A 26,412-nucleotide genomic window follows, 5' to 3' on the forward strand; every position below is an offset into this window, starting at 1 on the left:
CAAGGAGTATTGCATGGACATCACCGTGGTTTGGGCGGCGATCATCGCGCTCGGTCTCTTTATGTATATCGTCCTCGACGGATTCGATCTGGGCATTGGCATGATCTTCCCATTCTTCCCCGCTGAAGACGAACGGGACATGATGATGCATAGCATCGCGCCCGTTTGGGACGGCAATGAAACCTGGCTGGTACTGGGCGGCGCAGCGTTGTTCGCTGCGTTCCCGATGGTGTATTCCGTCGCGCTCTCGGGACTCTATCTGCCCATCATCTTCATGCTGGTCTGCCTGATTTTTCGGGGCGTTTCGTTCGAAGTGCGCGGCAAGGCGCGTCGAACCAAGAACCTGTGGAATCTCTCTTTCATCTGCGGATCGGCCGGCGCCGCCTTTTTTCAGGGCGTCATTCTGGGCGCCTATCTTCACGGCATTCCGGTCAAAGACGGCGTTTTCTCCGGCGACCCGTTTTTCTGGGTCACGCCCTTCAGCTTTTTTACCGGCATGGGACTGATGGTGACGTACGCGCTGCAAGGCGCCACCTATCTGGTGATGAAAACGGGCGGTGAATTCCAGGCCCGCATTCGCACGCTCGTCTGGCCGCTCACGCTTGCGCTGCTCGGCTTCATCATCGCGGTAAGCGTGTGGACACCCCTCACGGACGCACAAGTCGCGTCGCGCTGGTTCGATTCGACATTCCGTTATCGTCTTTATCCAGTGCCGATTCTCGTCGCGATCACCGCCGTGCTCATGTACGCCGCGCTCAAGCGCCGCGCCGAGGCCGCGCCCTTCGTGCTCTGTCTCGTGCTGATCCTGCTCGGCTACATCGGACTGCTGGTCAGCATCTGGCCATACGCCATTCCGAATAGCGTCACGCTGTGGGACGCTGCTGCGCCTCGCTCCAGTCAGATGTTTGCGATCGTCGGCGCGGTGATCATCATCCCGATCATCTGCGTCTACACCACGGCCGGCTATTGGGTATTCCGGGGGAAAGTGGAACCGGGAAGCCAGTATCACTAAGGAGGACCAGGTCATGCCCACTCCCTCGACTGAATCTGCGCCCACGCTCGGCAAACGCATGATGTGGTTCGTCATCCTCTGGCTGGTCGGCTTTGCCGGGACCATGCTGCTTGCCATGCCGTTTCATTTTCTCGCCAGCATGGCGATGAAGCACTGACCCTGCCGCCTCACGAATCGAGCGGCGCACGTCGAAGCGGAAAGAGTCCGTGCGTTGTCGAAATACACGGCGGGTGGAATGCGTAACCATATAGATGGCCGCGAGACTGTCTCGGGCCGGTCTCCTGACAGCTTTACAAGCGGCGCGGCGTCACCATGCCGTGAGCGCCGGCCTGACCAACATATGCGGGGAACGTCCATGGACAGCCTGACTCGTCGCCAGTTCCTGAAGATCTCCGCCGCCACGCTGGCGGGTTCGAGTGTTTCGCTGCTGGGTTTTTCTCCCACGCCCGCGCTGGCCGAAGTCCGGCAATACAAACTCAGCCGCGCCACGGAAGTCCGCAATACGTGCACCTATTGCTCGGTCGGCTGCGGCATCCTGATGTACGCGCTGGGCGATAACGCAAAGAATGCCAAGGGCAGCATCATTCATATCGAAGGCGATCCGGATCATCCCGTCAATCGCGGAACGTTGTGTCCGAAAGGCGCCAGCCTGCTGGATATCGTTCACAGTGAAGCGCGGCTCACTATGCCCGAGTACCGCGCACCCGGATCGGACAAATGGACACCGATATCCTGGAACGACGCATTCGACCGGATCGCAAAACTGCTGAAGGCCGATCGCGACGCCAACTTCATTCACAAGACGCCCGAAGGCAAGACCGTCAACCGTTGGGTCACGACCGGCTTTCTCGCCGCATCCGCAGCGAGCAACGAAGCGGGCTATCTGACCCACAAGGTGGTCCGAAGTCTGGGCATGCTTGCATTCGACAACCAGGCGCGCGTCTGACACGGTCCCACGGTGGCAGGTCTTGCCCCGACGTTTGGCCGCGGTTCGATGACGAATCACTGGGTGGATATTCGAAACGCGGACGTGATCCTCGTAATGGGCGGCAATGCCGCCGAGGCGCATCCGTGCGGATTCAAATGGGTCACGGAAGCCAAGGCGCACCGCGGCGCGCGCCTGGTCGTGGTCGATCCGCGCTTCACACGCACTGCTTCGGTGGCCGACTACTACGCGCCCATCCGCACTGGAACCGACATCGCGTTTCTCGGCGGCGTAATCAACAATTTGCTGAGCACGGATCGGATCCAGCACGAGTACGTTCGCAATTACACCGATTTCAGTTTTATCGTGCGCGACGATTTTCAGTTCAAGGACGGACTCTATTCCGGCTACGAAGAGGAAAAGCGCGCCTACGACAAAACCACGTGGGATTACGAATACGGCGAAGACGGCTACGTCAAAACGGACCCCACGCTCTCGCATCCCCGCTGTGTGTATCAGTTGATGAAGCAGCATTACGCGAGATACACGCCCGACATGGTAGAGAGAATATGCGGCACGCCGAAAGCCCGATTCCTCGAAGTCTGCGACATGCTTGCCAGCACGGCCACGCCCAAACGCGCCGGCACGCTGCTCTATGCATTGGGATGGACGCATCACTCGATCGGCGCGCAGATCATCCGGACCGGCGCCATGGTGCAGCTATTGCTCGGCAACATCGGCATATCCGGCGGCGGGGTCAACGCATTGCGCGGCCACTCGAATATTCAGGGGCTGACGGATCTCGGCTTGCTCAGTGAAATGCTGCCGGGCTACATGACCTTGCCCACGGAAGAAGACCAGGAATACGAGCGCTATATCCAGAAGCACGTATTAAAGCCGCTGCGTCCGAATCAGCTGAGCTATTACCAGAACTACCGCGCGTTCTTTGTCAGCATGATGAAATCGTGGTGGGGCGACGCCGCGACCCGGGAGAACGACTGGGCGTACGACTATCTACCGAAATTCGACCAGACCTACGACATCATCCGCAACGTGGACCTGATGACGCAAGGCAAGATGACGGGGTACGTCTGCCAGGGCTTCAACATGATTGCCTCCGCGCCGAACAAGGCGAAGGTTTTCGACGGCCTGTGCAAGCTCAAGTGGCTGGTCATCATGGACCCGCTCGCCACCGAGACCTCCGAGTTCTGGAAGAACTTCGGCGAGTACCACGATGCCAATCCGGCGGAAATACAGACCGAAGTTTTCCGTCTGCCCACCACCTGCTTCGCGGAAGAAAACGGGTCGGTGGTAAGTTCGTCGCGCGTGCTGCAGTGGCACTGGAAAGGCGCGGAGCCGCCCGGCGATGCATTGTCCGATGCCGAGATCATGTCGAACATTTTCATGCGCATGCGCGACATGTATCGTCGCGACGGCGGCGCATTCCCCGACCCGATACTCAAGCTGAACTGGTCGTATGTCGATCCGAATGCGCCCACGCCGGAAGAACTCGCGAAGGAATACAACGGCGTGGCCGTGACCGATCTGACCGACGCGAAAGATCCGCATCGCCCGGTCGTGCGCGCAGGGCAGCAGCTTGCCGGCTTCTCGCAACTCCGCGACGACGGCAGCACGGCCAGCGGATGCTGGATCTTCTGCGGCGCGTGGACAGAAGAAGGCAACATGATGGCGCGGCGCGATAACGACGACCCGACGAATATCGGCCAGTCGCTGGGATGGGCCTGGGCATGGCCGGACAATCGCCGCATTCTGTATAACCGTGCGTCGTGCGACGTCAACGGCCAACCCTTCGACCCCAGCCGCAAGATCATCTGGTGGGACGGCAAAAAGTGGGCGGGCGCTGATGTGCCCGACTACAAGGAAGACGAAGCGCCGAATCTCGGCATGGGTCCGTTCATCATGAACCCGGAAGGAATTGCGCGTTTCTTCGCACGCGCACAGATGAACGAAGGGCCCTTCCCCGAGCATTACGAACCGTTCGAAACACCCATCGGATTCAATCCACTGCATCCGAATCATCCGAACGTGACGAACAATCCTGCCGCCAGAATTTTTGCATCAGACCGCGCCAATCTCGGCACGGCGAAAGATTTTCCGCATACCGCGACGACTTACCGCCTCACCGAGCATTTCCATTTCTGGACCAAACACGCGCGCCTGAATGCGATTATCCAGCCGCAACAGTTCGTCGAGATCAGCGAAGAACTGGCGCTCGAAGTGGGCGTCGTGGCGGGCGACACCGTGAAGGTGTCGTCGAAGCGCGGCCACATTCTCGCCATTGCGGTTGTCACGAAGCGCATCAAACCGTTACTCATCGAAGGGAGGAAGGTTCATACGGTGGGTGTGCCGCTTCATTGGGGCTACAAAGGTTTGGCGAAACCGGGATATCTGGCCAATACGTTGACGCCGTCGGTGGGAGACGCGAACACGCAGACGCCCGAATTCAAATCTTTTCTCGTTAAAGTCGAGAAGGTATAAGGCCAGAATATGTCCCTGCAATCGCTCGATATCCGACGTCTGTCCGCCACCACGGTCGAACCACCGGGAGACCGTGTTCCGGTCACGGGTACGGTCGCCAAACTGATCGACGTGTCCAAATGCATCGGTTGCAAGGCGTGCCAGACGGCCTGCATGGAATGGAACGACCTGAGAGACGAGATCGGTGTCAACGAAGGCGTCTACGACAATCCACGCGACCTGTCGGAGCATTCTTGGACAGTCATGCGTTTCACCGAATACGTCAATCCGAAAGGCGATCTGGAATGGCTGATCCGCAAAGACGGCTGCATGCATTGCGAGGACCCCGGCTGTCTGAAGTCTTGCCCCTCGCCCGGCGCCATCGTCCAGTACACCAACGGAATCGTGGATTTTCACGAGGAAAACTGCATCGGCTGCGGCTACTGCATCGCGGGTTGTCCGTTTAACGTTCCGCGTTTATCGAAGACCGAGCACCGCGTCTACAAGTGCACGCTCTGCTCCGACCGGGTTGCCGTCGGCCAGGAGCCCGCCTGTGCGAAGACCTGTCCGACCGGCGCGATCATGTTCGGGACGAAAGAGGATATGAAGCAGCAGGCGGCCGATCGCATCGTCGACCTGAAACAGCGCGGTTTCGATCAGGCCGGCCTGTACGACCCCGAGGGAGTGGGCGGCACGCACGTGATGTACGTGTTACATCATGCGGATCAGCCTTCGCTGTATCACGGCTTGCCCGACAAGCCGAGAATCAACCAGATGGTATTGCTCTGGAAAGGCATCGCGAAACCGTTCGCGCTGGCCATTCTGTTCCTCACTGCCATCGTCACGTTTTTCCATTACATCAGGATCGGACCTAATCAGGTTCATCAATCGGACGAAGACGCCGCACGCGCCGACATGGAAGCCATTCAGGAGAGTCCAGATGAGCATCGTTAAAGAAGATCATCGTGTCTTGATCGAACGCTACAACGCCAACGAGCGCACGATCCACTGGATTACCGCGATCAGTTTCGTCATGCTGGCGTTGTCGGGTCTCGCGCTGTTTCATCCGGCCATGTTCTGGCTATCGGCTTTGTTCGGCGGCGGTCAATGGATGAGAGTGCTGCATCCCTTTATCGGGCTCGTGATGTTCTTCGGCTTTTCCGGTCTGGCGTTGCGCTACTGGCATCACAACCTGATCGAGATCGACGATATCCGCTGGCTCATGCATATTCTCGACATACTGAACAATCGTGAAGAAGGCGTGCCGGAAGTGAACCGCTACAACGCCGGCCAGAAAATGCTGTTCTGGACGCTGTTGCCCTGCATGATGATTCTGTTGCTGACGGGCGTGGTGATCTGGCGTCGCTATTTTTCCGGCTATTTTCCCATCGACATCGTTCGGCTCGCCGCACTCGCCCACGCCGCCACGGCCTTCGTGCTGATCGCGGCCATCATGGTCCACATTTATGCCGGGATATGGATTCAAGGCACGTTAGGCGCAATGCTTCACGGTTACGTGACGCCGGGATGGGCGAGAAAGCATCATCCCAAATGGTTCCGTTCGCTTCTGAAACCCCGGGACCCGCATTGAAGTACTGGCGCAGCAGCACTCAAACACTCCCCAGTCGAACCAGCGAGGAAGGCGTCGATGCGTGCCTTCCCGCTGTCGTACATCAACGCCCGAGCGCGGCCAGTCCGGCTTCGGCCACTTCGATATCCTGCTCCACTGTTCCGGCGCTGGTTCCGATTGCGCCGACAATCTTCCCGTTGACCACCACGGGAATGCCGCCGCCAAAGATCACCACTTTCCCCGCATTGCTTTCCTGAATGCCGAAAAGCGGCTTGCCCGATTGCGCCAGCGTGGCGAGGTCGCCCGTCGCTTTATCGAAGATTCGCGCGGTTGCTGCTTTGTCGATAGCGAGATCGATGCTGCCGATCAAGGCGTTATCCTGGCGCACGAAGGCGATCAGGTGCGCCCCCGAATCGACCACTGCAATGTTGTAGGCAATGCCCAGACTGGTGGCCTTTGCTTCCGCCGCTGACAACATCAGCTTGGCGTCGTCGAGTGTCAGGGTGTCGTACGATCGTGTCATATCATCCTCGCTAGGAAATCGAACTGCGAACTGGCTGCTTTCGTCACGCTGACGTTATTTGAAATTCCTCGATTGCGTCGATCGCCGTGTCGGTTCGACAAACTTGCGAATGGAAAACCATCATGCTATCGAGCCGATCTCGTCACGCGCGTGCGCTTGTCCGCACCGATCCGGGCGATCCCGCAAGCAACGGTGTTTTCCGAAAGCGGTGGCTAGATACATTGAGTCAGAATAGGCGAGGCGAGGACGCCCGATCAGCGAGCGAGCCGCACTCTAACGGACCCGACTCTCATGTTCGAACGCAGCCGCTACACACTCAAGCAGATCGACCCCGAAGTACTCGCCGCTATTCAGGGCGAGAACCAGCGTCAGGAAGATCACATCGAACTGATCGCGTCGGAGAACTATGCTTCACCGGCCGTCATGGCGGCGCAAGGCTCGCAATTCACCAACAAGTATGCCGAAGGCTATCCGGGCAAGCGTTATTACGGCGGGTGCGAATATGCCGACGTGGTGGAGCAGCTTGCAATCGACCGCGTCAAGCAACTCTTCGGCGCCGACGCCGCCAATGTCCAGCCAAACTCAGGATCGCAAGCCAATGAAGGCGTGTTCTTCGCCGTGCTCCAACCCGGCGACACCATCATGGGCATGAGTCTCGCGGAAGGCGGCCACCTGACTCACGGCATGCCTCTGAACGTGAGCGGAAAGTGGTTCAACGCGGTGAGTTACGGTTTGAATGCAGACGAAGATATCGACTACGACCAACTGGAAAGACTCGCGCACGAGAAGAAGCCCAAACTCATTATTGCGGGCGCGTCGGCCTTTTCGCTGCGCATTGACTTCGAGCGCATAGCCCGCGTCGCGAAAGCAACCGGTGCTTACTTCCTCGCGGATGTCGCGCATTACGCGGGCCTGATCGTGACCGGCGAGTATCCGAATCCCGTGCCGCATGCCGACTTCGTGACCACCACGACGCACAAAACGTTGCGCGGTCCGCGCGGCGGCGTCATTCTGATGAAGGCCGCGTATGAGAAAGCCATCAATTCAGCGATCTTTCCCGGCATTCAGGGCGGTGCACTGATGCATGTGATCGCTGGCAAGGCAGTCGCGTTCAAGGAGGCCGCCGCACCGGAATTCAGGCTATATCAGCGGCAGGTCATGAGAAATGCGGCCGTGATGGCCGACACGCTGACGGCGCGTGGTCTGCGTATCGTCTCCGGCCGCACGGAGAGTCATGTGATGCTGGTCGATCTGCGCGCGAAAGGCATCACGGGAAAAGATGCCGAGCGCGCACTCGGCGAAGCCAATATCACGGTCAACAAGAACGCGATTCCGAACGACCCCGAGAAGCCTTTCGTCACCTCGGGAATCCGTCTCGGCTCGCCTGCCATGACCACGCGCGGCTTCGGCGAAGAGGAAGCGCGGCAGATCGCCAATCTGATCGCTGACCTGCTGGACAAGCCGCACGATGCGGCCGCCATTGCCGCTGTGCGCGAACAGGTCGTGACGCTGACGCAGCGCTTCCCCGTTTATGGCTAAATCACGCGCTTAAGCCGCGCGCTTAGTCCGCCAAGGCTTCAGCGTTAGGGCGAAACATGGCGGCGCCCGGCCAGAGGCGTACGCTGCCGCGTTCGTACTGGCCCGGATAGCGAATCCGGTCGAGGTCGCCCAACTGTTCGGCCGCGTGCCACGGCCAGCGCGGATCGTCGATAAAAGCGCGGCCCAGGGCCACGCAGTCGGCCAGTCCATCGGCCAGAATGGTCTCGGCCTGCTGCGCTTCTGCAATCAGACCCACCGCACGCGTGACGATGCCCGTGCGCTTTTTCACCTCGGCCGCCAGATGCACCTGATAACCCGGCTCGACCGGAATGGTTGCGGGAGCCAGCGCGCCCGATGTGACGCAGGCATACTCGACGCCCAGCGCCTTGAGCGCCTGCGTGAACACAATGGCTTCTTCAGTGGTGATGCCGTCCGGGCGCCAGTCCGTGCCGGTGACGCGAAAGCCGAGTGCAACGGTGTCCGGCAACGCCTCGCGCACCAGCCTGGCCACTTCGAGAGGAAGACGCATGCGGTTCTCGAGACTGCCGCCGTATTCGTCGTCGCGCTGATTCGAGATCGGCGAGAGGAACTGGTGCAGCAGATAGCCGTGAGCCGCGTGAATCTCCACGACATCGAAACCCAGGCGCGCTGCGCGACGCGCCGCCGCTACGAACGCATCACGCACGCGCAGCACGTCGTCCTGGCTCATCGCACGCGGCGTATGCCATCCGTCGACAAACGGAATCGCGGAAGGCGCTTCCGTTTGCCACGGGTCTTCGTGACTCTCCAGCGCACCGCGACCTTCCCACGGACGCTGCGCGGAACCCTTGCGCCCCGCGTGACCCAGCTGAATACCCCAACGCGTGCCCGGCGCGGCGACCGTACGTGCCGACGCCATAACGCGCGCGAGCGCGGCTTCGTTCTCGTCGCTGTAAAGGCCGAGACAGCCGTGAGTGATTCGCGCGTGGCGTTCGATCGCCGTGGCTTCCAGCATGATCAGACCTGCGCCTGAGATAGCGAGCTGCATGAGGTTCATCACATGCCAGTCGCCGGCACAGCCGTCATTGGCGCTGTACTGGCACATCGGCGCCACTACGATCCGATTTTCCAGGTTGACCTGGCCGATCTGCAATGGGGAAAAAAGAAGACTCGTCATTCCATATCCTATGTTGCGTAAAACGTGATTTAACGACTTGCTGTGCGCGCGACCGCGCGCAGCACGTCAATTGAGCGAACCCAATGCGGCGGACCAGGGCGACAAGGCGTCGCTCACGCCGCGGGCCGTCACACCGTCGAAACGTTCGATGATGCCGGGACGCGCGAAGTTGATCGGCAGGACGCTGTGATCCACGACATCGCATTCGCCGAGCGCCTTCAGCGCAGCGATCACCTCGGACGGCAAGCGGCGGTCCGCGCTCACTTTGTCCGGACTCGATACGTCGATTCGAGGCCAGTGCGCCGCTTTTTCCACGTCCATGCCGAAGTCGTGAACGACGAGCAGCAACTGCGCAATCGCGGCCATGATCCGGCGGCCGCCCGCGGCGCCGCCCACCATCACAGGCCGGCCGTTGCGCGAGACGATGGCCGGGCACATGTTGGAAAGCGCCCGCGCGCCGCCGGCAATACTGTTGGATGTCCCCGGCCGCGGATCGAACCACATGACACCGTTATTCATGATGAACCCGGTGGACGGCAGCACCACGCGGCTTCCCATCGAGGAAAGCAAAGTGGTTGTCAGCGCCACCATCGACCCATTTGCATCGCAGACGTTGATGTGCGTGGTGCAACCCTTTTCGGCGTGCGGATCCTCGCCTTCGTCGAGCCGCTTCCGGTAAGCGGCTTTGAGTGCTTTCGCGATGTCCGCATACCACTGCGCCGACGGTTCGCCCGCACCGCCGCGTAGTGCGGGCGGCGGCAACATGGCAAGCACATCGGCGAGCGTCGAGCCCGCGTTCAGTCCCGCCGACAGTTGAATCGTCGAATCGCCCCATTGCACGGGCAGCGCGTCGGCCGTGTCGATTTCGTATTCCGCCATCTCCTCGCGGCCAATCACACCGCCGAGTTTTTCGATGTCCTCTACGATCGTCCTGGCCAGGTCGCCGCGATAGAAATCGCGCCAGCCCGCATGAGCGATCTGTTCCAGCGTGTCGGACAACCGGCCGAGCGGCATGAAGTCCGGCGTGCCCTGATACGGCGGAATGGGCGGCAAGCCGTCGCGCAGGAAAATGCGGGCCGACTCGGCGTAACGTCGCATCACGGGCGCCGCTTGCGCCAGCATGAGTGTAGTAAACCAGTCCGTCGTGAGACCGCGTCTGGCGAGCGCCAGCGCGGGCTGCATCACTTCGGCAAGCGGCATGGTGCCCCAGCGTTCGAGCATGCTGCCGTAACCGGCCACGGCCGTCGGCAGGCAGAACGACAGCGGGCCATGCGCATTCATGTCGTCCTGAACCTGCGGCCACCGAAACAGTTCGGTGCCCGGCCGGCCCGTGAGCGGGAACATCTCCGGACGCAACCTGCGCGGCGCGACGGGTCCAAAGTGGATGGACGTCGCCGCTTTCCGGTCGTGCGCGTGATGAAGCGCGAATCCGATTCCGCCCAGGCCCGAGTTCCACGGCTCGACCACCGACAAGGCAAACGCCACGGCCACCGCCGCATCGACTGCATTGCCGCCCGCGTCCAGCACGGCCACACCGGCCGCGGAAGCGTCGTATGCCTGCGATACGACGACCCCACGCGTGGACTCCGCCGCGGGCTTTCTCACGGTCCAGTGATGAACCGGATGGGTTAGCGGTTGCCATTGATTCATGTCGTCACCCCGCATGCCGTGGTCAAACGGCGTGCTTCTTCGCGTACGCCGCGACTTCCGCGTGCGTGGCGAACCAGACGTCTTTGGTTTCCATGTAGCGGATCAGTTCTTCGAGAATCCAGATACGCGAGCGCGCCGTGATGATGTGCGGGTGCATGGTCAACTGGAACAGGCCGCCGTGCTCGTACGCATAGTCGAATTCGCGACGGAAAATCTCGAAGACGTCGGTGGGTGGCGTATAAGGACGCAGCGACTGGAAGCGGTGCATGCTGAAATAGACCGCGTCGTCGCGAACCCATTCCACTGGAAGTTCCACCACGCCGGTCGGTTCGCCGTCGAGCAGCAACTCGTAGCAGTCTTCGTCGGCCATCAGCGAAGAATCGTAGAGCAGGCCCATTTCCTTCGCGATTCTCAGCGTATGAGGGCTGAAATCCCACGAAGGCGTTCGCATGCCGATTGGACGCACGCCGGTTATCTTTTCGAGCGTGTCGGCGGAACGCAGCATCAGATCACGCTCGACTTCATACGGCAGCACCGAATTCAATTCGTGAATCCAGCCGTGAATGCCGATCTCGTGCCCTTCTTCGATCACGCGCCGTTGCTCGTCCTCATGCAGAAGCGCCGCCACCGCCGGCACGTAGAAGCTCGCCTTGACGCCGTGACGGCCGAGCAGTTCCAGCAGGCGCGGCATGCCCACGCGTGCGCCGAACTGCCCCCAGCTCAGACGGCTGATCGACTTGCCGCCGTCGCGCAACTCGTTCGTCTCGTGGTCGCTGTCGAAAGAAAGCGCGACAGCGCAGCGCGCGTCCGCCGGCCAGCGCTGCGGTTTGAGCGCGCGTCCCGCACGGGCGCGATTGACCATCTTGCGCCACGTGTCTTCCGGCCATTGCCAGGGTTCGAGTTTTTGATCCGGAGTATTGGGTAGAGTCATGTCGAAGTCCTTTTACGGTTGACGGAGCCTGCTTCTCGCAGGCGTCGCAAAACACTGGCCGCTCAGCGGCCACCGTCCACGGAAAGAATCTGGCCATTCACGAAGCCGGCCAGGTCGGAAGCGAAGAAGATCACTGCGCGCGTGATGTCCTCGGGCGTACCGAAGCGCCGCAAAGCAATGCCGTCGAGCAAAGTGCGCTGGCGCGTTTCGCCCATCGCCGCCCACTGCTTCTCGGTGGCTTCGTTGGTGCGCACGAAGCCCGGCGCAACCGAATTCACGCGAATGCCGTGCGGACCGAGTTCATGCGCGAGTTGACGGGTCAACCCTAGTACGGCGTGCTTGGCCGAGCAGTAGGCCTGTACGCCCGTCAGCGATGCCTGCAGCGCGGCGCCCGAACTGATGTTGACGATCGCGCCGCGGCCCGCGCGCTTCATGCCGGGCGCCGCTGCGCGGCTCAGCGAGAACGTGGTGCCGAGATTGATTTCAATGACGCGGTCCCACTGCTCGTCGCTCACTTCTTCGATCGGCCGCGGCGCCTGCCCGGCCACGCCGCCCGCGTTGTTCACGAGCACGTCGATGGCCTGGCCGCTTTGCGTTTCGATGTGCCTGATCCAGTCCGCCGCCGCCGCGCGATCGGTCAGATCGACGACCTGCGTATCGACGTTTGGTGCTGCCAGCGTCGCCAGTTCTTCGCCGCGAATATCGCAGGCGAAAACACGCGCGCCGAGCGACGCGAATGTCGTGACGATCGAGCGTCCAAATCCGATCGCCGCGCCCGTGACGGCGACGACCTGTCCTTCGAATGAAATGTTCATGCGTTCAGCAGTTCGTTGAGGTTGTGGTCGGAAAGAGCGCGCTTGCCGTCTTCGATCTCGTTGATCGTGCGCACCAGCGCCTCCAGCTTCGTGCAGGCAATGCCATGCCTGCGGCCCGTATCCGCGACGGGTTTGATCTGCATGTCCACTTCAGTACGGCGTTTGCGCACGGCCAGGTCACGCCACACGCCCGAATGCGTCTTGGCATTCGGACGGTTGAACGCGACCATCGCGGCGACGCTTTCACGCGCCGCCGCTTCGCTCGCGCCGGGCACGAAGGCCGCCGGATCGAAGCCGTTGAAGCCACGCGGCCTGACGCCCTCGGCGCTGGCGACGCGCAATACTTCGCCCGCCATGTCGCGCCAGAGCGGCAGCAGTTCCGGGCGATCCAGACAATCTGCAATACCCAGCTGACCCACTGCCTGCGCGAATAGCAGCGACCCGTACGCGAGCTTGCCCCACAGGTAGGAGAAGATTTCGTCGGTCAGGATCGCGTCCGGCTCGAACACCTTCAGCTTTTCGTGCAACGCCCGCACGCGCAGCGTATTCGCACCGTCTATTTCGCCGACCACCACCGCGCCACGATTGCCGTAATGAATCTCGCCGGGCTCGATCCAGTCGGCCCCGAAATTGACGAACGCCCCCACGGTGCGCACCGTGCCCACTTTCTCGGCGATAACTTTCTCGCACAGGCCGTTCTGCAACGACAGCACGTAGCCGTCGGCGGCGAGATGCGGCAGCAGCGCCTCGCAGGCGTCGGCCGTGTGATGCGCCTTGACCGCGAGGAAGATGCAGGACCACTTGCCTTCCACTTCTTCCGGCAAAAATGCCGGGGCTCTGACGGTGAACTGATCCACCGGTCCGGTGATCTTCAAACCGCGCGACGGATCGCGAATCGCCTCGACATGCTGACGATCGATATCGACGAACGTGACGTCATGGCCAGCGCGAACCAGATACGCACCGATGGTTCCACCGATGGCGCCCGCGCCCCAGACTAATATTCCCTGATTCATGGACTTCTTCTCTCTACGTTAGCGAAGCCGCTCGCGAGCGGTTTCGCGGAAAGTTGAAATGACGATCCCGGACACGACGGCAGCCGCGGTGAGATAGAACGCCGGTGCAATCGGCGACCCCGTCGCGCCGATGAGCCACGTCGAAATGAACGGTGCGAAGCCGCCGAAGATGGCTGTCGAGAGGCTGTAGCCGATCGACATCAACGTGGTACGACCGTGAGTCGGAAAGAGTTCGCACAGTGCCGAAGGACCCGCGCCGGAAAACGCCGCGATAAACAGATTGAAGAAAATCTGCGTGGCGAGAATGCCGCCGAAACTGGCTCCGCCGAGAATGACGCGGAACAGCATGTACGAGAACACCAGAAAGCCGACGCAGCAGCCGAGCAGAAGCGGCTTGCGTCCAATACGATCGGAGAGCGCGCCGAAGAATGGCGTGGCGGCCACCAGCACTGCAAGTGCGATCGAATTCGACGTGAGCGCCTGAGTGGTCGTGAGGCCGGCATACTTGCTCAGGAACGTCGGCATATAGCTCAACATTACGTAGTACGAAACGGTCCAGATAATCGTAAAACCGAAGGCTTTGCTCATCATGCCGAGCGCCGCGGCCGTGCTCGTGCGTTCGAGCTTGTCCAGATTCGCCTGCGTCTGCGTGAAAGCGGGCGTCTCGACGATATTGCGGCGCATGTAGAGGCCGATCGGCAACAGGATGCCGCCGAACAGGAACGGCAAGCGCCAAGCCCAGGCATCGAGTTGCTCGGCGGAGAACGATGCGCTGATGATCGTCGCCACCACACTGCTTGCCAGCGACGAAGCCGCAATCGAGGCTTGTCCCATACCGCCGTAGAAACCGCGTTTGCCCGGCGGCGCCGACTCGACGATGAACGACGTCGCGCTGCCCCACTCGCCGCCCGCGGCGAGACCCTGAATGAGCCGCAGCGCGACCAGCAGAACCGGCGCCAGCATGCCGGCGGTGGCGAAGGTGGGCAGAAGGCCGATGCCTGCCGTGCCGACCGCCATACCGAAGATCGTGATCAGCAGCGCGGCACGGCGGCCATGCAGATCGGCGATGCGTCCGATGATCGCGCCGCCCACCGGCCGCGCGAGAAAGCCCACGCCGAATGCCGCGAAACTCGCCAGCAAACCGCCGTATTTGTCGCCCTGAAAGAAGTTGCGCGCGAGCGTGCCGGCAAGAAACGCGTAGACGATGAAGTCGTAGTATTCGAGCACGTTGCCGATCATGGCGGCCATCAACTGCTGGCGCGTGGAATGCCCACGCGGTGCCTCGATCGCGAACGACGCGGGGGTCTGCTGGGTATCAGCCTGGGTCATGATGAAGTGGTCCGGTTGAAAGACATGGCCGTGTGACCATGTCGGCGACAAAGTGGATTACACGGGCTCGCGCGAGGACGCACCGCGCGTCGACGTGAGCGCCCTGAAGGGCAGCGGCAGGCTCTCGATGCACGCCGCCATCGCGGCAATGATGTCGTCGCGCTTGGCGGCATAGCGGCTCGCTACGCAGCCCACGTCCAGCGCGGCAATGGGTTTTCCTGCGGCGTCGCAGATGGGCATCGCGATACCGACGCCGTCCAGTACGAACTCTTCTTCGACGACGGCATAGCCCTCTTCCGCGGCCTGATCGATTTTGGCCTGCACCGCGTCCAGTTGATAAACCGTGTACGGCGTGCGCTGTTCGAGCGGCGCACTGGCGAGAATTTCGTCACGGCGTTCGCGCGGCAAGCCTGCCAGCATCGCGCGCCCCATGGCCGAGCAATACGCCGGATGCGACTGGCCGAGTTCCAGGTCGTACCGGACCACGGCCTGCGCCAGCGACTTGGCGACCGGCTGCACGAGCCCGTCGTCGGTCAGCACACTGAGAATCACGGTCTCACCCACCTCGAGTGCGAGGTCGTCCATGGCCGGCTTGATGAGCGCGGTCAGACGCGCGGCGAGATCGCCGTTCCAGCCGAAGCCGCTGCTGCGGAACGTCGGATTCAGGCGGTAGAGGCTGTGATCGTCGCGTTCGATGTAGCCGCGCGAAAGCAGCGTACGCAGCAACGCAAGCGTGCTGCTCTTGGGCATGGCGAACATGGTCGAGATGGTCGTGAGCGCCACGCCCTGCTCCGTCGCCGCGAAAAACTCCAATAGATCGAGGACCCGTGCGGCTGATCGTACTGCGTCGTTCATATATATGAACCTCATTCAGATTTATGAATCTATTCTTTACAATCAAAATAGGAGAGACAAGTGCGGGAAAACCCTGGAGGAATGCCCGTGCTCGCCTGAGGTCGACGGCGAGCGGCGCGATGGGTTCGGATTAGGAAGACGAACGGCTCGGGGAGCCTGAAGAGGACGGCGGGGAATTGCCAGGCGATTCAAACTTTGAATCAAGCCGGCGGTGCGCGGCCGCAATTGCGACCGGCCATTCAGAACTTGATGTCGTGCAGTTTGCGCACACCGTCCATCAGCCATTCGAAGAACGACTGTTCCGACTCTGCGACGTGAGTCGGTGCGGCGACCTTGTCTAGTGTCTGCTGACGACGCGACATCAAACGGCACATCAGTTTGGCGACATCCGGATTTTTCTTCAGGACTCCGGTGAGATCCTGCGCCTTCAGTTGATACACCACCGTGTGAGTCAGGGTCGTGATCTTGACCCGCGCAGGCAAACCGGCGAGCAGCCCTGCTTCGCCGATCGTTTCGCCCGGACCGATCCGCCCAACTTCGATCGGATAAGACTCGTCGTTCGTCACGACGGAGAGGACGCCGGAATCGACGATGGTCAGGCTGTCCGGCACGGTATCCGGCGCGATCAGGACCTGGCCCGGATCGTATTCGTGACGGGTGAGTCTCGGCGCAAGTTCTTCGATCTCATCGAGCGCGAGCGGCGCGAACAGATCCACTCGCCGCAAGAGTCTGATTGACGTGGTACCGACGGGGCTTGGCGTTCTCGTCATGTAGGGTTCGCCGAGCGGTCTCAGTTCCACGCCTGCTGCGTCCAGATGCCGATAGCAGAGATCGTACAGATCGTTGGTGAGCGCGAGCTTTTTGCTCATGTCGTCGACATAAGCCGTCGCCTCGTATTTGACCGATTGGGCGCCGATGCTTTTCACGATGGCATACGAAGCCGGGTCCGCCAGCACAGTACGCACGTTTTCCAGCGCGCGGTTCAGTGCTTCGAGTACGACCTTCGGCCGGACTTCCGGCGAGATTTCCAGCGTGACGCTGACACCGTGCAGCGCGGCCGGCCGGCTGCTGTTTGTAATCTTGGCCTTGGCCGCAACGGCGTTGGGAACGATGACGACATCGCCGCGCGACGTCAGCAGGTTCGTCGCGCGCCAGTTCATTTCGAGAACCTTGCCTTCCACACCGTCGATCGAAACCCAGTTGCCGACTTCATAAGGCTCGGTCGAATTGATGACGATGCCCGCGAATACGTCGCTCAGAGTACTTTGAATGGCGAGACCGAGAACGATGGCGAGTGCGCCCGACGTTGCGACGAGACCGCGTATGGGCAGTTCGAGCACGAAGCCGAGCGACGCGACCGTGGCGGCGAGAAACACTAGGGCACCGAACACGTCTTCGAAAAGACGCTGGCGCCGCCATGTTTTCGGCAACAGCAGCGTATCGAGTACCTTGCTCAGCAGACGCGCGCCCGTGAGCCACCAGATGATTTCGAGAACCTGACCCAACAGGTGCAAAGCCCGGGAATCCGGGTACGGCGCCTGTGAAAACGGACTCAACCCCGAAGCAAACAGAATCGCGCTAAAGCCCGCATAGAGGCCGAGCCTCACGAGCAATCGCGCGACCTCGTTTTTAGGCACTGCGCAACGCCAAACCAGTACATCACATGCGACCAACGCAAATCCGAAAATAAGCGGATTGTTCACGCTGACTCCGATGCGGTGTGGAACAAACGGATTAACGCCGACAATACGCTCATGCGACTGCGCGGAGCAACCGCGCGAATCAGGCTCTATTGCAGGCAGACTTGCCGATAGTCGACGGTACGCCGATAAACGCTTTTATTCAGCCACGACACAAAAGTGTATTCAACATAGGCATTGCTGCACAGAATAATCCAGTTATGCAGTTCGTTCTTCATGGCGGCATCCTCTTCAGTTAAGGACGGCGCCGCTGCAGTACGCCACAGTGGTGAAGCAGCAAAACAGTCGCCCTACTGAACAGCGTAGTCAGCATAGCAGACCACCTCAATTCTACTGTGGCATATCAGGAAATTGAGGGCGGATAACAATGCTATACGTCGGTATGCCGAAGCTCTGCACAAACCCAATCGCGACTCAACCGTCGCCCTCGCGGATGTTCAGTTCGAACTGAAATACCGCGCCGTGCGGTTCATTTGAAAAAACCCGCAATGTGCCGCCGTGCGATTCGACAATCGAGCGGCAAATCGACAGCCCCATCCCCATGCCCATGGCCTTGGTGGTGTAAAACGGCTCGAATAGCCGCGCAATATCGGCGGCGGCGATGCCCGGCCCGGTGTCGCTGATCGTGATACGTATCTGATCTTCGCCCTGCAAGGCCGTGGCGATTTTCAGCTTGCGTTCGTTTTGCGGAGACGTATCCATCGCTTCCATGGCATTGACCATGAGGTTCATGATGACCTGCTGCAATTGAACGCGATCGCCCTGAATATCGGGCAAACTCATCTGGAAGTCCGTACCGATCGAGACCTGATGCTTCGACGCTTCGCTTCGCGCGAGTTCGATGACTTCGCGAATCACCTCGTTGACCACCAGCCGTTCACGCCGTGCAGGCGTTTTCTTCACCAGTGCGCGTATCCGGCGGATCACGTCGTTTGCGCGCGTGCCGTTGTTGACCACCCGCGCTAGCGCCGCGCGTACTTCTTCGAGATTCGGCGGCTGGGCGTCCAGCCAGTGCGTGGCCGCCTGCGCATTGAACACGGCAGACGCAACAGGCTGCCTGATCTCATGGCTGATGGAGGCCGTGAGCTGGCCGAGCGTCGCAATACGGTTTGCATGTGTCAGCTCGATTTCGATCTCGTGGAAACGCCGCTCGTTTTCTCTCGCGTTCGCTTCTGCCTGCTTGCGTTCGGTGAGATCGACCACGAAAGCCACAATCTGATCTTCGGCGCTGCCGAAAAGCGCCGCGCCCAACAGCACGGCGACGCGGCTTCCATCAGCGCGAATGTATTCTTTCTCGAACGGCTGGACGACACCGGTTCTGCGCAATTCGGCAATTGCCTGAACATCCTGATCGTGCCACTCCTCGGGCGTCAGCTGCATGCAGTTCACTCTGCCGGCCGCCAGATCGGCGCGGCTGTAGCCGATGATGCGCAGGAAGGCGTCATTCGCTTCGTAGATCGGACCACGCAGATCCCAGATGAACACGCCAACGATGTTGGCGTCCACGAGCCGGCGGATTCTCGCCTCCCGTTCTGCCAGGTCGCGATACAGACGCGAATTCTCCAGCGCAATCGCCGCCTGCGACGCCAGCAGTTTCAGCACCGCCACCCTGCTCGCCGTAAAGACATGAGACGCCAGGCTGTTTTCCAGGTAAAGCAGGGCAATCGGTTTGTCCTGCAGCAATAGCGGCATGCAAGCCAGCGACGACATACGATGTTTGCGGAGATACGGGTCGTCGCGAAACTCGTTTCGCTGCGACGAGCCGTTCAGAATGACGTTCTCGCCCGTGCGATGTACATACTGGATCAACGACACCGGCATGCGGTCCGCTTGCAGAACGGTGCCTCGCTCCAGACTGACCGTGAGCAGACCCGCCACGGTTGCCGCTTCGGCTTCGATCCACAAGCCGGTGTCGTTGCCGGCTATCAGCACGCCGCGCTCGGCGCCCGCGTGCTCGATAGCCGTGCGCATGAGCGTGCGCACCAGGTCGTCGAGCACGATTTCTCTCGATATCGCCTGCGACACCTTGAGCACCGTGGCCAGGTCCAGATGTTCGACCGAGGCGTCGATACTGCTTCCTGCCACCTGCCCTTCGCCTTGCCGGGAAAGCTGCGGAAAAAGGTCGTCCATTTGCCGGACCTTCCCTTTTGCGCCCCAGCGCAAAAATGCATGGCGAGCGTTGGCGCGGTACATCTCCGCTATTTCAGTCAGTTCCCGCCCCGCGTAATATCGCGCGGCGGCTTCGCAGGCAATGCCCTCGTTGTGCACGAAACCATTCATACGCGACGAACGGATCGCGAGATCGTAAAGCCGCTCCGCTTCTGCGATATCGCCTTCGATTCGCGCTATTTCCGCGCTCACGAGCGCCGCGCGATTTTCAAAATTTTCCGGACAATGCGAGGCCCAGATATCCAACTGCCTTCGGTGAAGGAGAAGCGCTTCGCGGTGCGATTGCCGCTCGTCAGCACCGGCGTCGTTCCAGCACGCCGCGTGACTGAGCGCGCCGTAGAAGTGGTATTCCGCCGTCTCGAACTGCGACGTCGCCACCCACAATAGACTCGCAGCTTTCGCTTTCGCGTCGAGCGCTTCGGCAAATTCGCTCGCCAGATAGCGCGCCTGCAGCTTTCTCGCCCAGTAGTCGAAGGCGGGCAATGCAAGCGTGGAGGAACTGGACAGATGCAGTTCGAACTCCGCCTCGTCGAACTGCGCGTCGTCGAAGCTGCCGAATCGCGGCGTCGATCCACGCAGCGTGCGCACGAGTCCGCGATAGGTTCGCAACATGTCGCTGACCAGACCGAACCGGACCCGGTCCGCAATGGCGACTGCCCGCTCCACTTCTATTTCCACATCGCCGAGCGCATCGCCCGCCGACATGAAGTTCTGGATCAGATCGCAGCAGGTGTAGAGCGAATACGTAAGATCGCCGGTCTGGTTGGCGATTTCGAAAGCGCGGCGAATCGGCTCGCGTCCTTCGAGTACATGTCTTGCCCACGGTATGACGATATTGCCAAACGACGTGTACGTCCTGGCTTTGAAGCGCGTCAGGCGGTGATGTTCGACGAGCGCGTAGCCGAGACGGCCAAACCGGTAACCCACCTCGTATTGATCGAACAGCGGGCCGGCATAGGTCGCGAACCAGACATAGGCGTAGCAGGACGCGTCGCAATTCCCGTGTTCGAGGCTGAGGTTGACCATCCGGCACAGCACGAGCGCGCAGAGATTCGGGTCCGTGAAAAACGCCGGCGTGACGATTTCCGTCAATACGTCGAGCACATCCTGAACATCGGGATCGTTCAGCAGGGGAAGACCGATCAGGTCTTCGATCTGCCGCTCACCCAATAGCGCGCCCGTACGCGAGTACTCGGCCTGCACGGCTTGCAGATCGGGATGGGCAGGCCAATCCGTGCCGCCGCGCCGCAGATAGTCGAGGCCGATATCGACAGCACGCTCGCTGCGGTCCAGGGTCGTATAGAGCGTGATACGCAGGCGCGTAACGATGGCAACGTGCTGGTTCTTTCTCGCGCGCCGGTCGAGATCTGCAAGGCGCGCCTCCGCCAGCGCGGTTTTCCCGTTCAGCAGTTCGCATTCGGCCAGTAGCGATTCGAGCGGGAAAATCAGATCGTAATTGCTGGTCCAGTCGTCGTCCGAAAGCAGGGAACGGCCGGCGGTGAGATAGGCAAGCGCCGATGTATAAGCGGCCGAAAACTTCGCGCGCTTACCGGCAATCAGATTCAACTGTGCAACCTGCTCGCGCTCGGAACGCTGGACGATCAGATGGGTGGCACGATTGAACTGACCAACGATGTCGAACACAGCCTCGTCGCGCTGCTCGAGCGGCGTTTTCGACAACAGCAGCCGCGCGATACGCAGATGCATCTCGGGGCGCGCGCTTTCCGGCACGAGCGCGTAAGCGGCTTCCTGCACGCGATCGTGTAGAAAGCGATAGCTCTGTCCCGTACCCAGCACGAGGCCGGCTCGCACCGCGTGTGACAAAGCCTCCCGCAGAGACTCCGGCGGCATCTCACAGATCGTTTCGAGAAGCGCGAAGGTCGATGCATTGCCGATGCAGGCAAAGCGCTGCAGCGCAACCTGTGTTTCGGCAGGCAAACGGCCGAGCCTGCCGAGCATCAACTCGACTACGTTCTCCGTATAGCCTTTGGCGTGGATGCGGCTGATGTCCCACGACCATCTGCCGGCGGCGTGATCGAATTTGAGCAAGCCCTCGTCGGCCAGAGAAGAAAAGAACTGCAGGACGAAAAACGGATTGCCGCCGGTTTTCTGATGCAGCATGCGAGCCAGCGGCACCGCCTTGGACAAGGGGCAATGCAGCGCATCGCACACCAGCGATTCGAGATGCTCGCTGGCAAGCGGCGCGAGCACGATTTCCTGCACGGGCACGTCGGACGCGCGAATCGTCTCCAGCGTGCGCATCAACGGATGCGCGGCGTCCACCTCGTTGTTCCGGTAGGCGCCCACTACCAGCAGATGGGGCAATCCGCCCTGCACGAAAAGATCTTCGAGAAAATCCAGCGTCGCGCTGTCGAGCCATTGCAGATCGTCGAGAAACAGGGCAAGCGGATGATCCGCGCGCGCGAAGACGGAGATAAAGCGGCAAAACACGAGATGAAAACGCCGCTGCGCATCTTGCGGCGACAGCACGGCAACGGGCGGTTGATCGCCGATCACCGTGGCCAGTTCGGGAACGAGTTCGACCACGAGCCGTCCGTTGCCGCCGAGTGCTTCGAGAAATGCGTGGCGCCAGCCCGCCAGTTCGCTCTCGCTCTTCGCGAGCAATGAACGAACACCTGCCTGAAATGCCATCGCGAGTGTCGCGTACGGAATATCGCGCGTGTACTGATCGAATTTACCCGCCAGAAAGAAGCCGGCGCGCGGCACCAGAACCTTGTGCAGTTCGTTGACCACGGCGGACTTTCCGACACCCGAATAACCGGTGACGAGTACGAGGCCGCCGGATTCGCCATTCACGACGCGCTCGAACGTGCCGAGCAGAATGCCGAGTTCGGCACTTCGGCCATACAGCTTTTCGGGTATCAGCAGGCGGTCGGAGATGTCGTATTGACCGAGAGCGAAGTCGCCGAAATCGCCGTTGGAATCGAACTGTGCGAGACAACGGCGTAGATCGTGCACGACACCGCTGGCGGTCTGATAACGATCCTCGGCGGTCTTCTCGAGCAGCTTCATGACGAGCGCCGAGATGGCGGGCGCAAGCGTCGGCACGAGCGACCTCGGCGGCAGTGCCTGCCGTGCGATATGACAATGCACCAGTTCCATCGGATCGGTTGCCTTGAACGGCAACTGGCCCGTCAGCATGCGATAGAAAACCACGCCAAGCGAATAGAGGTCGCTGCGCAAATCGATCGAACGATTCATGCGGCCGGTCTGCTCGGGCGCCATGTAAGCCAGCGTCCCGGCGATCAGTTCCGGCGCCTCGGGCGACTGCCGTTCGCGTTGCAGCGACGACGCAATGCCGAAACCCGTCAGGCGCACAGCGCTACCGGAACCGCTCACCAGAATATGGCTGGGATTGAGGTTCCGGTGAATCAGTCCCGACGCGTGGACTTTGCCGAGCGCCGAGGCGATGGCCACGGCCAAGCGCAGGAAAACCACCTGATCGAACGGCATCGGAAAAGCGTCGAGCGGCTGGCCGTCCCACTCTTCGAGCACCAGCATCGCCTCGCCGTCCATGCGCACGAGTTGAAGCGGACGCAAGGCGCCCGCGCGCTCCAGAATGTTCGCGAGACCGTATTCGTGCGAGAGGCGGTCCATGATCTCGGCGCGCGGATACGCGCCCGAAGGCCGCAGGACGAGCACCGGTTCGTAAGCGCCGCTATCGGTTCGGCGTCGCCCCCGCCACATCGCGTGCGGTCCGTCGTCCCATGCAACCTGGAGGAGTTCGATCGCCGCGTCATCCGACGGGGGGTTTAACCGGTTCAAACGACAACTCCCTCAAAAATACTTGCCAGACGATATCCGGCGCGTTAAGCATCGAGGCAGTCAGCTTCGGCGCCGGTTTTCGAAACCGATCGGGACGAACCGTGACTATCGGGGCAGATGTGTGTCGTCCGTACGATCGCCATGCAGGCAAATAACGCAGGCAATGCGTGGGATGGCGACAATGCTCCAAGCATACCCGTCAAGTTACATGGGCCTTAAAGGCTTCGCAACCATTGTGGTGCAGCTATCTTCACGAATTGAGTGCTTCGGGGATGGTGCGGGAAAAAACGCCTGTTCCAAAGACGAGTCGCGCCGCTTTGGTGCGCAACTGCACACTCCAGGAAGCGGACGTTCGAGCGTTTGCCGGAGCCGGGAGGAAACCGTGGACAGGTGGCGCATCGCGGTCGCGCGGCGACCGGATCGTCAGTGGATGCGGGCGCCTTCGGTCGATGTCACGTCCGTCGGCGATGCATCGAGGTCCGCGCCGCCGCCGAGGTCGCGCATGAGCAGGACCCACGCATCGACGCGCTGGGCGCGGATCAGGGCAAGGTCGCGTTCCTGCTGCAGCGCGACCTTCTGAACCACGAGCACGTCGATGTATTCGGTGATGCCGCCGCGATAGCCGCGATTGGCGAGATCGTATGAACGTTTGGAGTCGCTCAGGGCGGCTTCGGCGGAACGTTGCTGCGCTTCGAGCGATTGCAGCACGGTCACGTTTTGCGCGACGCTGCGCATGGCGGACAACACGGTTTCGTTATATCTGAGCACCGCGTCGTCGTACTCGGCGGTGGCCACGCCGAAATTACCGCGCCGCCGGTCTGCGTCGAAAATCGGCAGCGAACCGGCGAGGCCGACGCTATGACCCACGGCGTCGCTATTCAGGAAGTTCAGAAAGCCGCCGAAGGGTGTCACCGAGGCGAGCGACGCGCTAGCGACCAGATTGATGTTGGGGTAGAAATCCGCATGCGCGGCCTCGACTTTTTTCGCCGCCTGCGCCGCTCGCCAGCGTTGCGCGACCACGTCGGCACGATGACCGATAATCTCCGCCGGCAAGGCGCTCGGCAAAGCGATCCCGACATCGAGCGGCAACGACGGACGTGTCAGCGTATCGCCAAAGCCCGGCCCTGCGCCCACCAGATCGGCAATCTGCAGACGGGCCACCGCGATATTGGCACGCGCGCGCAAAATGTCGGTCACGCCGGCCTCGTATTGCGCCTTCGCCTGACTCGCTTCGATATCCGCACTGATGCCGGCATTGCGGCGCGATCGCGCAATGTCCATATTGCGGCGCTCTTCTTCGTTGATCGACTGGTAGATGTCGAGAAGCAAAGACTGAAGCGCCAGCTCCGCGTAAGTTCGCGCCACCGCCACCTGCAATTCGACCTTCGCGAATTGCGCGTCCGCGACGGACGCCTGAACATTGTCCAGCGCGCCCTGCTCGATAGCGCGATTTTTACCCCATAGATCGAGGTCGTAAGAGAGGGTGATGGCAGCCGAATTGTTCCAGACGGTCGTGCCGCCCGGCGGCGACGGCGTCGCGTAGCGCGGGAAACGTGTGCGCGCGAGATCGGCCGAGCCGTTCACGTTGGGAAGCTCGTCCGCGTGAAGCGCGCGAGCCTGCCAGATGGCCGCCGTGACGCGGGAGCGGACGATCGCCAGCGTGGGGCTTCCGGCTACCGCACGCGTCATCAGCATGTCGAGTTGCGGGTCCTTCCACGCCTGCCACCACCCGCTCGTCGGCCACTTCGCGTCGCCCGCCGCGGCGCGCAGGGCGGCGCCGGATTCGATGGTGGCGGGATCGATGAACGCAGCCTCGGGTTTGATGCCCGCGCCGCTGATACAGCCCGTCAGAAGTGCCGACGCCAGCCATGCAATGCGCCACCATCCGTTAGCGTGAAACGGCCGCGTAACCGATGTTTTCATGGCACAGTCGCTCCAGCTGTCGTGACGGCAGGCGGTCTAACACCTGAGCCTGGGAATCAGCTCATCGTACAGCGATCGGTACCGGAGCTCTTTCGGCAACCAACGGGGAATTGCCGGTATCAACGGCCGGAACGATTGGAGCGGCCAGCGTGGGCGCCGTAGCCTTGCCTTCAACAATGCGCCGAACCATAACACTCGATAAATAACATGTGATCCCGAAAGACAAACGCAATTCTCCGCAAGACAATGCAGACGCAAACCGGCCTTATGCCCCGATGTTTCGCGTCAACTCGCGCTGTCCAGACCAGGGAGAATAGTCATGTCCTCACACAAGAAATGGGTTGTCGCCACGTCGATTGCGGCGGCTTTGACGAGCTTTGCCTCCGTGCATGCCTACGCCGCCGACACCGCCGCGTCGAGCACGAGCGATGCGCCCGTCACCAAAAAGGAAATCAGGAAAGAGAACCGGCAACTGGCGTCGAAAGTGCGGCATGCACTCACCGTCACCAAACACCTCGATTCGTCGGGTATTACCGTTCTCGCGCGTGGCACCACGGTCACACTCGACGGCAATGTTCCAGACGACGGCCAGATTCAGCTGGCCGGCAACAGCGCCGCGAAAGTCGGCGGCGTGGGACACGTGACCAACAATCTGGAAGTACGCGAAGTCGGAAACTGACGCGCCGAGCGGCCACTTCGCTTTTCTCAACCGGCGAACCCGCTCCTGCATCCCCACTGAAAGACGCCATGACACGCGCCGCAGGCCGTGTCATGGCCCGACGTGCGCGCTCGGCTATCGTTCTCAGCTTGACCGATGCCACGCTGATCGCTTTGTCATAGTCATCGCGATGGGCGTAAACTCGGGATGATCGCGGTCGGCGGTTGGCGTCGCCGGTCCCGGTGCAAACGCCCGAAACAGATGATCAGGTCGCGCAATCGAACTCGAACGGCAGAGCAGTTGGCATCGCCATTGCTGTGCGGATAGAAGCGGCCTGCAAAATGGCCTTTCTATTGACTCCGCAATCCAATCGTTCA

General features: G+C 61.1%; 18 protein-coding genes. 7 read left to right on the forward strand and 11 right to left on the reverse strand.

Going from position 1 to position 26,412, the window contains the following annotated elements:
- Nucleotides 1-13 precede the first annotated feature (13 nt).
- The 5 genes from cydB to P3T18_RS21690 all read left to right on the forward strand — a co-directional run bounded on the left by cydB (nt 14) and on the right by P3T18_RS21690 (nt 6,006).
- Nucleotides 14-1,012 carry a cytochrome d ubiquinol oxidase subunit II gene (cydB, locus tag P3T18_RS21670; protein WP_429302016.1) on the forward strand — a complete coding sequence of 333 codons (999 nt, stop codon included), beginning with the start codon at nt 14-16 and terminating at the stop codon, nt 1,010-1,012.
- A gap of 13 nt (nt 1,013-1,025) precedes the next feature.
- Nucleotides 1,026-1,169, forward strand: coding sequence for a hypothetical protein (locus P3T18_RS21675; RefSeq protein WP_429302017.1), 144 nt, complete (start codon nt 1,026-1,028; stop codon nt 1,167-1,169).
- 198 nt (nt 1,170-1,367) lie between these two features.
- Nucleotides 1,368-4,436, forward strand: a complete 3,069-nt coding sequence (gene fdnG / locus P3T18_RS21680; protein WP_429302018.1) for a formate dehydrogenase-N subunit alpha — start codon at nt 1,368-1,370, stop codon at nt 4,434-4,436.
- Nucleotides 4,437-4,445: 9 nt separating this feature from the next.
- Nucleotides 4,446-5,369 carry a formate dehydrogenase subunit beta gene (gene fdxH, locus P3T18_RS21685; RefSeq protein WP_429302019.1) on the forward strand — a complete coding sequence of 308 codons (924 nt, stop codon included), beginning with the start codon at nt 4,446-4,448 and terminating at the stop codon, nt 5,367-5,369.
- On the forward strand, nt 5,356-6,006 hold the full coding sequence (locus tag P3T18_RS21690; protein WP_429302020.1) for a formate dehydrogenase subunit gamma: 651 nt from the start codon (nt 5,356-5,358) through the stop codon (nt 6,004-6,006). The genes fdxH and P3T18_RS21690 overlap by 14 nt, the downstream gene beginning before the upstream one ends.
- A gap of 82 nt (nt 6,007-6,088) precedes the next feature.
- Here the strand turns inward: P3T18_RS21690 and P3T18_RS21695 are convergent, their stop codons facing one another.
- On the reverse strand, nt 6,089-6,508 hold the full coding sequence (locus P3T18_RS21695) for a GlcG/HbpS family heme-binding protein (protein WP_429302021.1): 420 nt from the start codon (nt 6,506-6,508) through the stop codon (nt 6,089-6,091).
- A gap of 291 nt (nt 6,509-6,799) precedes the next feature.
- Between P3T18_RS21695 and glyA the strand changes: the two genes are divergently transcribed.
- Complete coding sequence (glyA, locus tag P3T18_RS21700; RefSeq protein ID WP_429302022.1) at nt 6,800-8,047, forward strand: serine hydroxymethyltransferase; 1,248 nt, start codon at nt 6,800-6,802, stop codon at nt 8,045-8,047.
- Nucleotides 8,048-8,069: 22 nt separating this feature from the next.
- Here glyA and P3T18_RS21705 read toward each other — a convergent pair whose 3' ends face one another.
- The 10 genes from P3T18_RS21705 to P3T18_RS21750 form a co-directional block, all read right to left on the reverse strand.
- Nucleotides 8,070-9,203 (reverse strand): NADH:flavin oxidoreductase/NADH oxidase, encoded by a 1,134-nt coding sequence (locus P3T18_RS21705; protein WP_429302023.1) that lies wholly within the window; start codon nt 9,201-9,203, stop codon nt 8,070-8,072.
- 66 nt (nt 9,204-9,269) lie between these two features.
- Entirely contained in the window at nt 9,270-10,853 is a 1,584-nt protein-coding gene (locus tag P3T18_RS21710) for a gamma-glutamyltransferase (RefSeq protein ID WP_429302024.1), read from the reverse strand.
- A 22-nt stretch (nt 10,854-10,875) separates the two neighbouring features.
- On the reverse strand, nt 10,876-11,784 hold the full coding sequence (locus tag P3T18_RS21715) for a polysaccharide deacetylase family protein (protein ID WP_429302025.1): 909 nt from the start codon (nt 11,782-11,784) through the stop codon (nt 10,876-10,878).
- Nucleotides 11,785-11,846: 62 nt separating this feature from the next.
- The gene (locus tag P3T18_RS21720; protein WP_429302026.1) at nt 11,847-12,599 is read right to left on the reverse strand and encodes an SDR family NAD(P)-dependent oxidoreductase; all 753 of its coding nucleotides are present in this window, start codon (nt 12,597-12,599) and stop codon (nt 11,847-11,849) included.
- Complete coding sequence (locus P3T18_RS21725) at nt 12,596-13,615, reverse strand: ketopantoate reductase family protein (RefSeq protein WP_429302027.1); 1,020 nt, start codon at nt 13,613-13,615, stop codon at nt 12,596-12,598. Before P3T18_RS21725 ends, P3T18_RS21720 begins: the two co-directional genes overlap by 4 nt.
- An 18-nt stretch (nt 13,616-13,633) precedes the next feature.
- On the reverse strand, nt 13,634-14,944 hold the full coding sequence (locus tag P3T18_RS21730; RefSeq protein ID WP_429302028.1) for an MFS transporter: 1,311 nt from the start codon (nt 14,942-14,944) through the stop codon (nt 13,634-13,636).
- Between the two features lie 57 nt (nt 14,945-15,001).
- Complete coding sequence (locus tag P3T18_RS21735) at nt 15,002-15,799, reverse strand: IclR family transcriptional regulator (RefSeq protein ID WP_429302029.1); 798 nt, start codon at nt 15,797-15,799, stop codon at nt 15,002-15,004.
- Between the two features lie 239 nt (nt 15,800-16,038).
- Entirely contained in the window at nt 16,039-17,502 is a 1,464-nt protein-coding gene (locus tag P3T18_RS21740; RefSeq protein ID WP_429302030.1) for a mechanosensitive ion channel domain-containing protein, read from the reverse strand.
- Between the two features lie 411 nt (nt 17,503-17,913).
- Nucleotides 17,914-23,454 (reverse strand): trifunctional serine/threonine-protein kinase/ATP-binding protein/sensor histidine kinase, encoded by a 5,541-nt coding sequence (locus P3T18_RS21745; RefSeq protein ID WP_429302031.1) that lies wholly within the window; start codon nt 23,452-23,454, stop codon nt 17,914-17,916.
- 423 nt (nt 23,455-23,877) lie between these two features.
- Nucleotides 23,878-25,377 carry an efflux transporter outer membrane subunit gene (locus P3T18_RS21750; protein ID WP_429302032.1) on the reverse strand — a complete coding sequence of 500 codons (1,500 nt, stop codon included), beginning with the start codon at nt 25,375-25,377 and terminating at the stop codon, nt 23,878-23,880.
- Nucleotides 25,378-25,696: 319 nt separating this feature from the next.
- Here P3T18_RS21750 and P3T18_RS21755 point away from each other — a divergent pair, with 319 nt between their 5' ends.
- Nucleotides 25,697-26,056, forward strand: coding sequence for a BON domain-containing protein (locus P3T18_RS21755; protein WP_429302033.1), 360 nt, complete (start codon nt 25,697-25,699; stop codon nt 26,054-26,056).
- Nucleotides 26,057-26,412: the final 356 nt, after the last annotated feature.

It is taken from the genome of Paraburkholderia sp. GAS199, assembly GCF_050436585.1.
Taxonomy (GTDB): domain Bacteria; phylum Pseudomonadota; class Gammaproteobacteria; order Burkholderiales; family Burkholderiaceae; genus Paraburkholderia.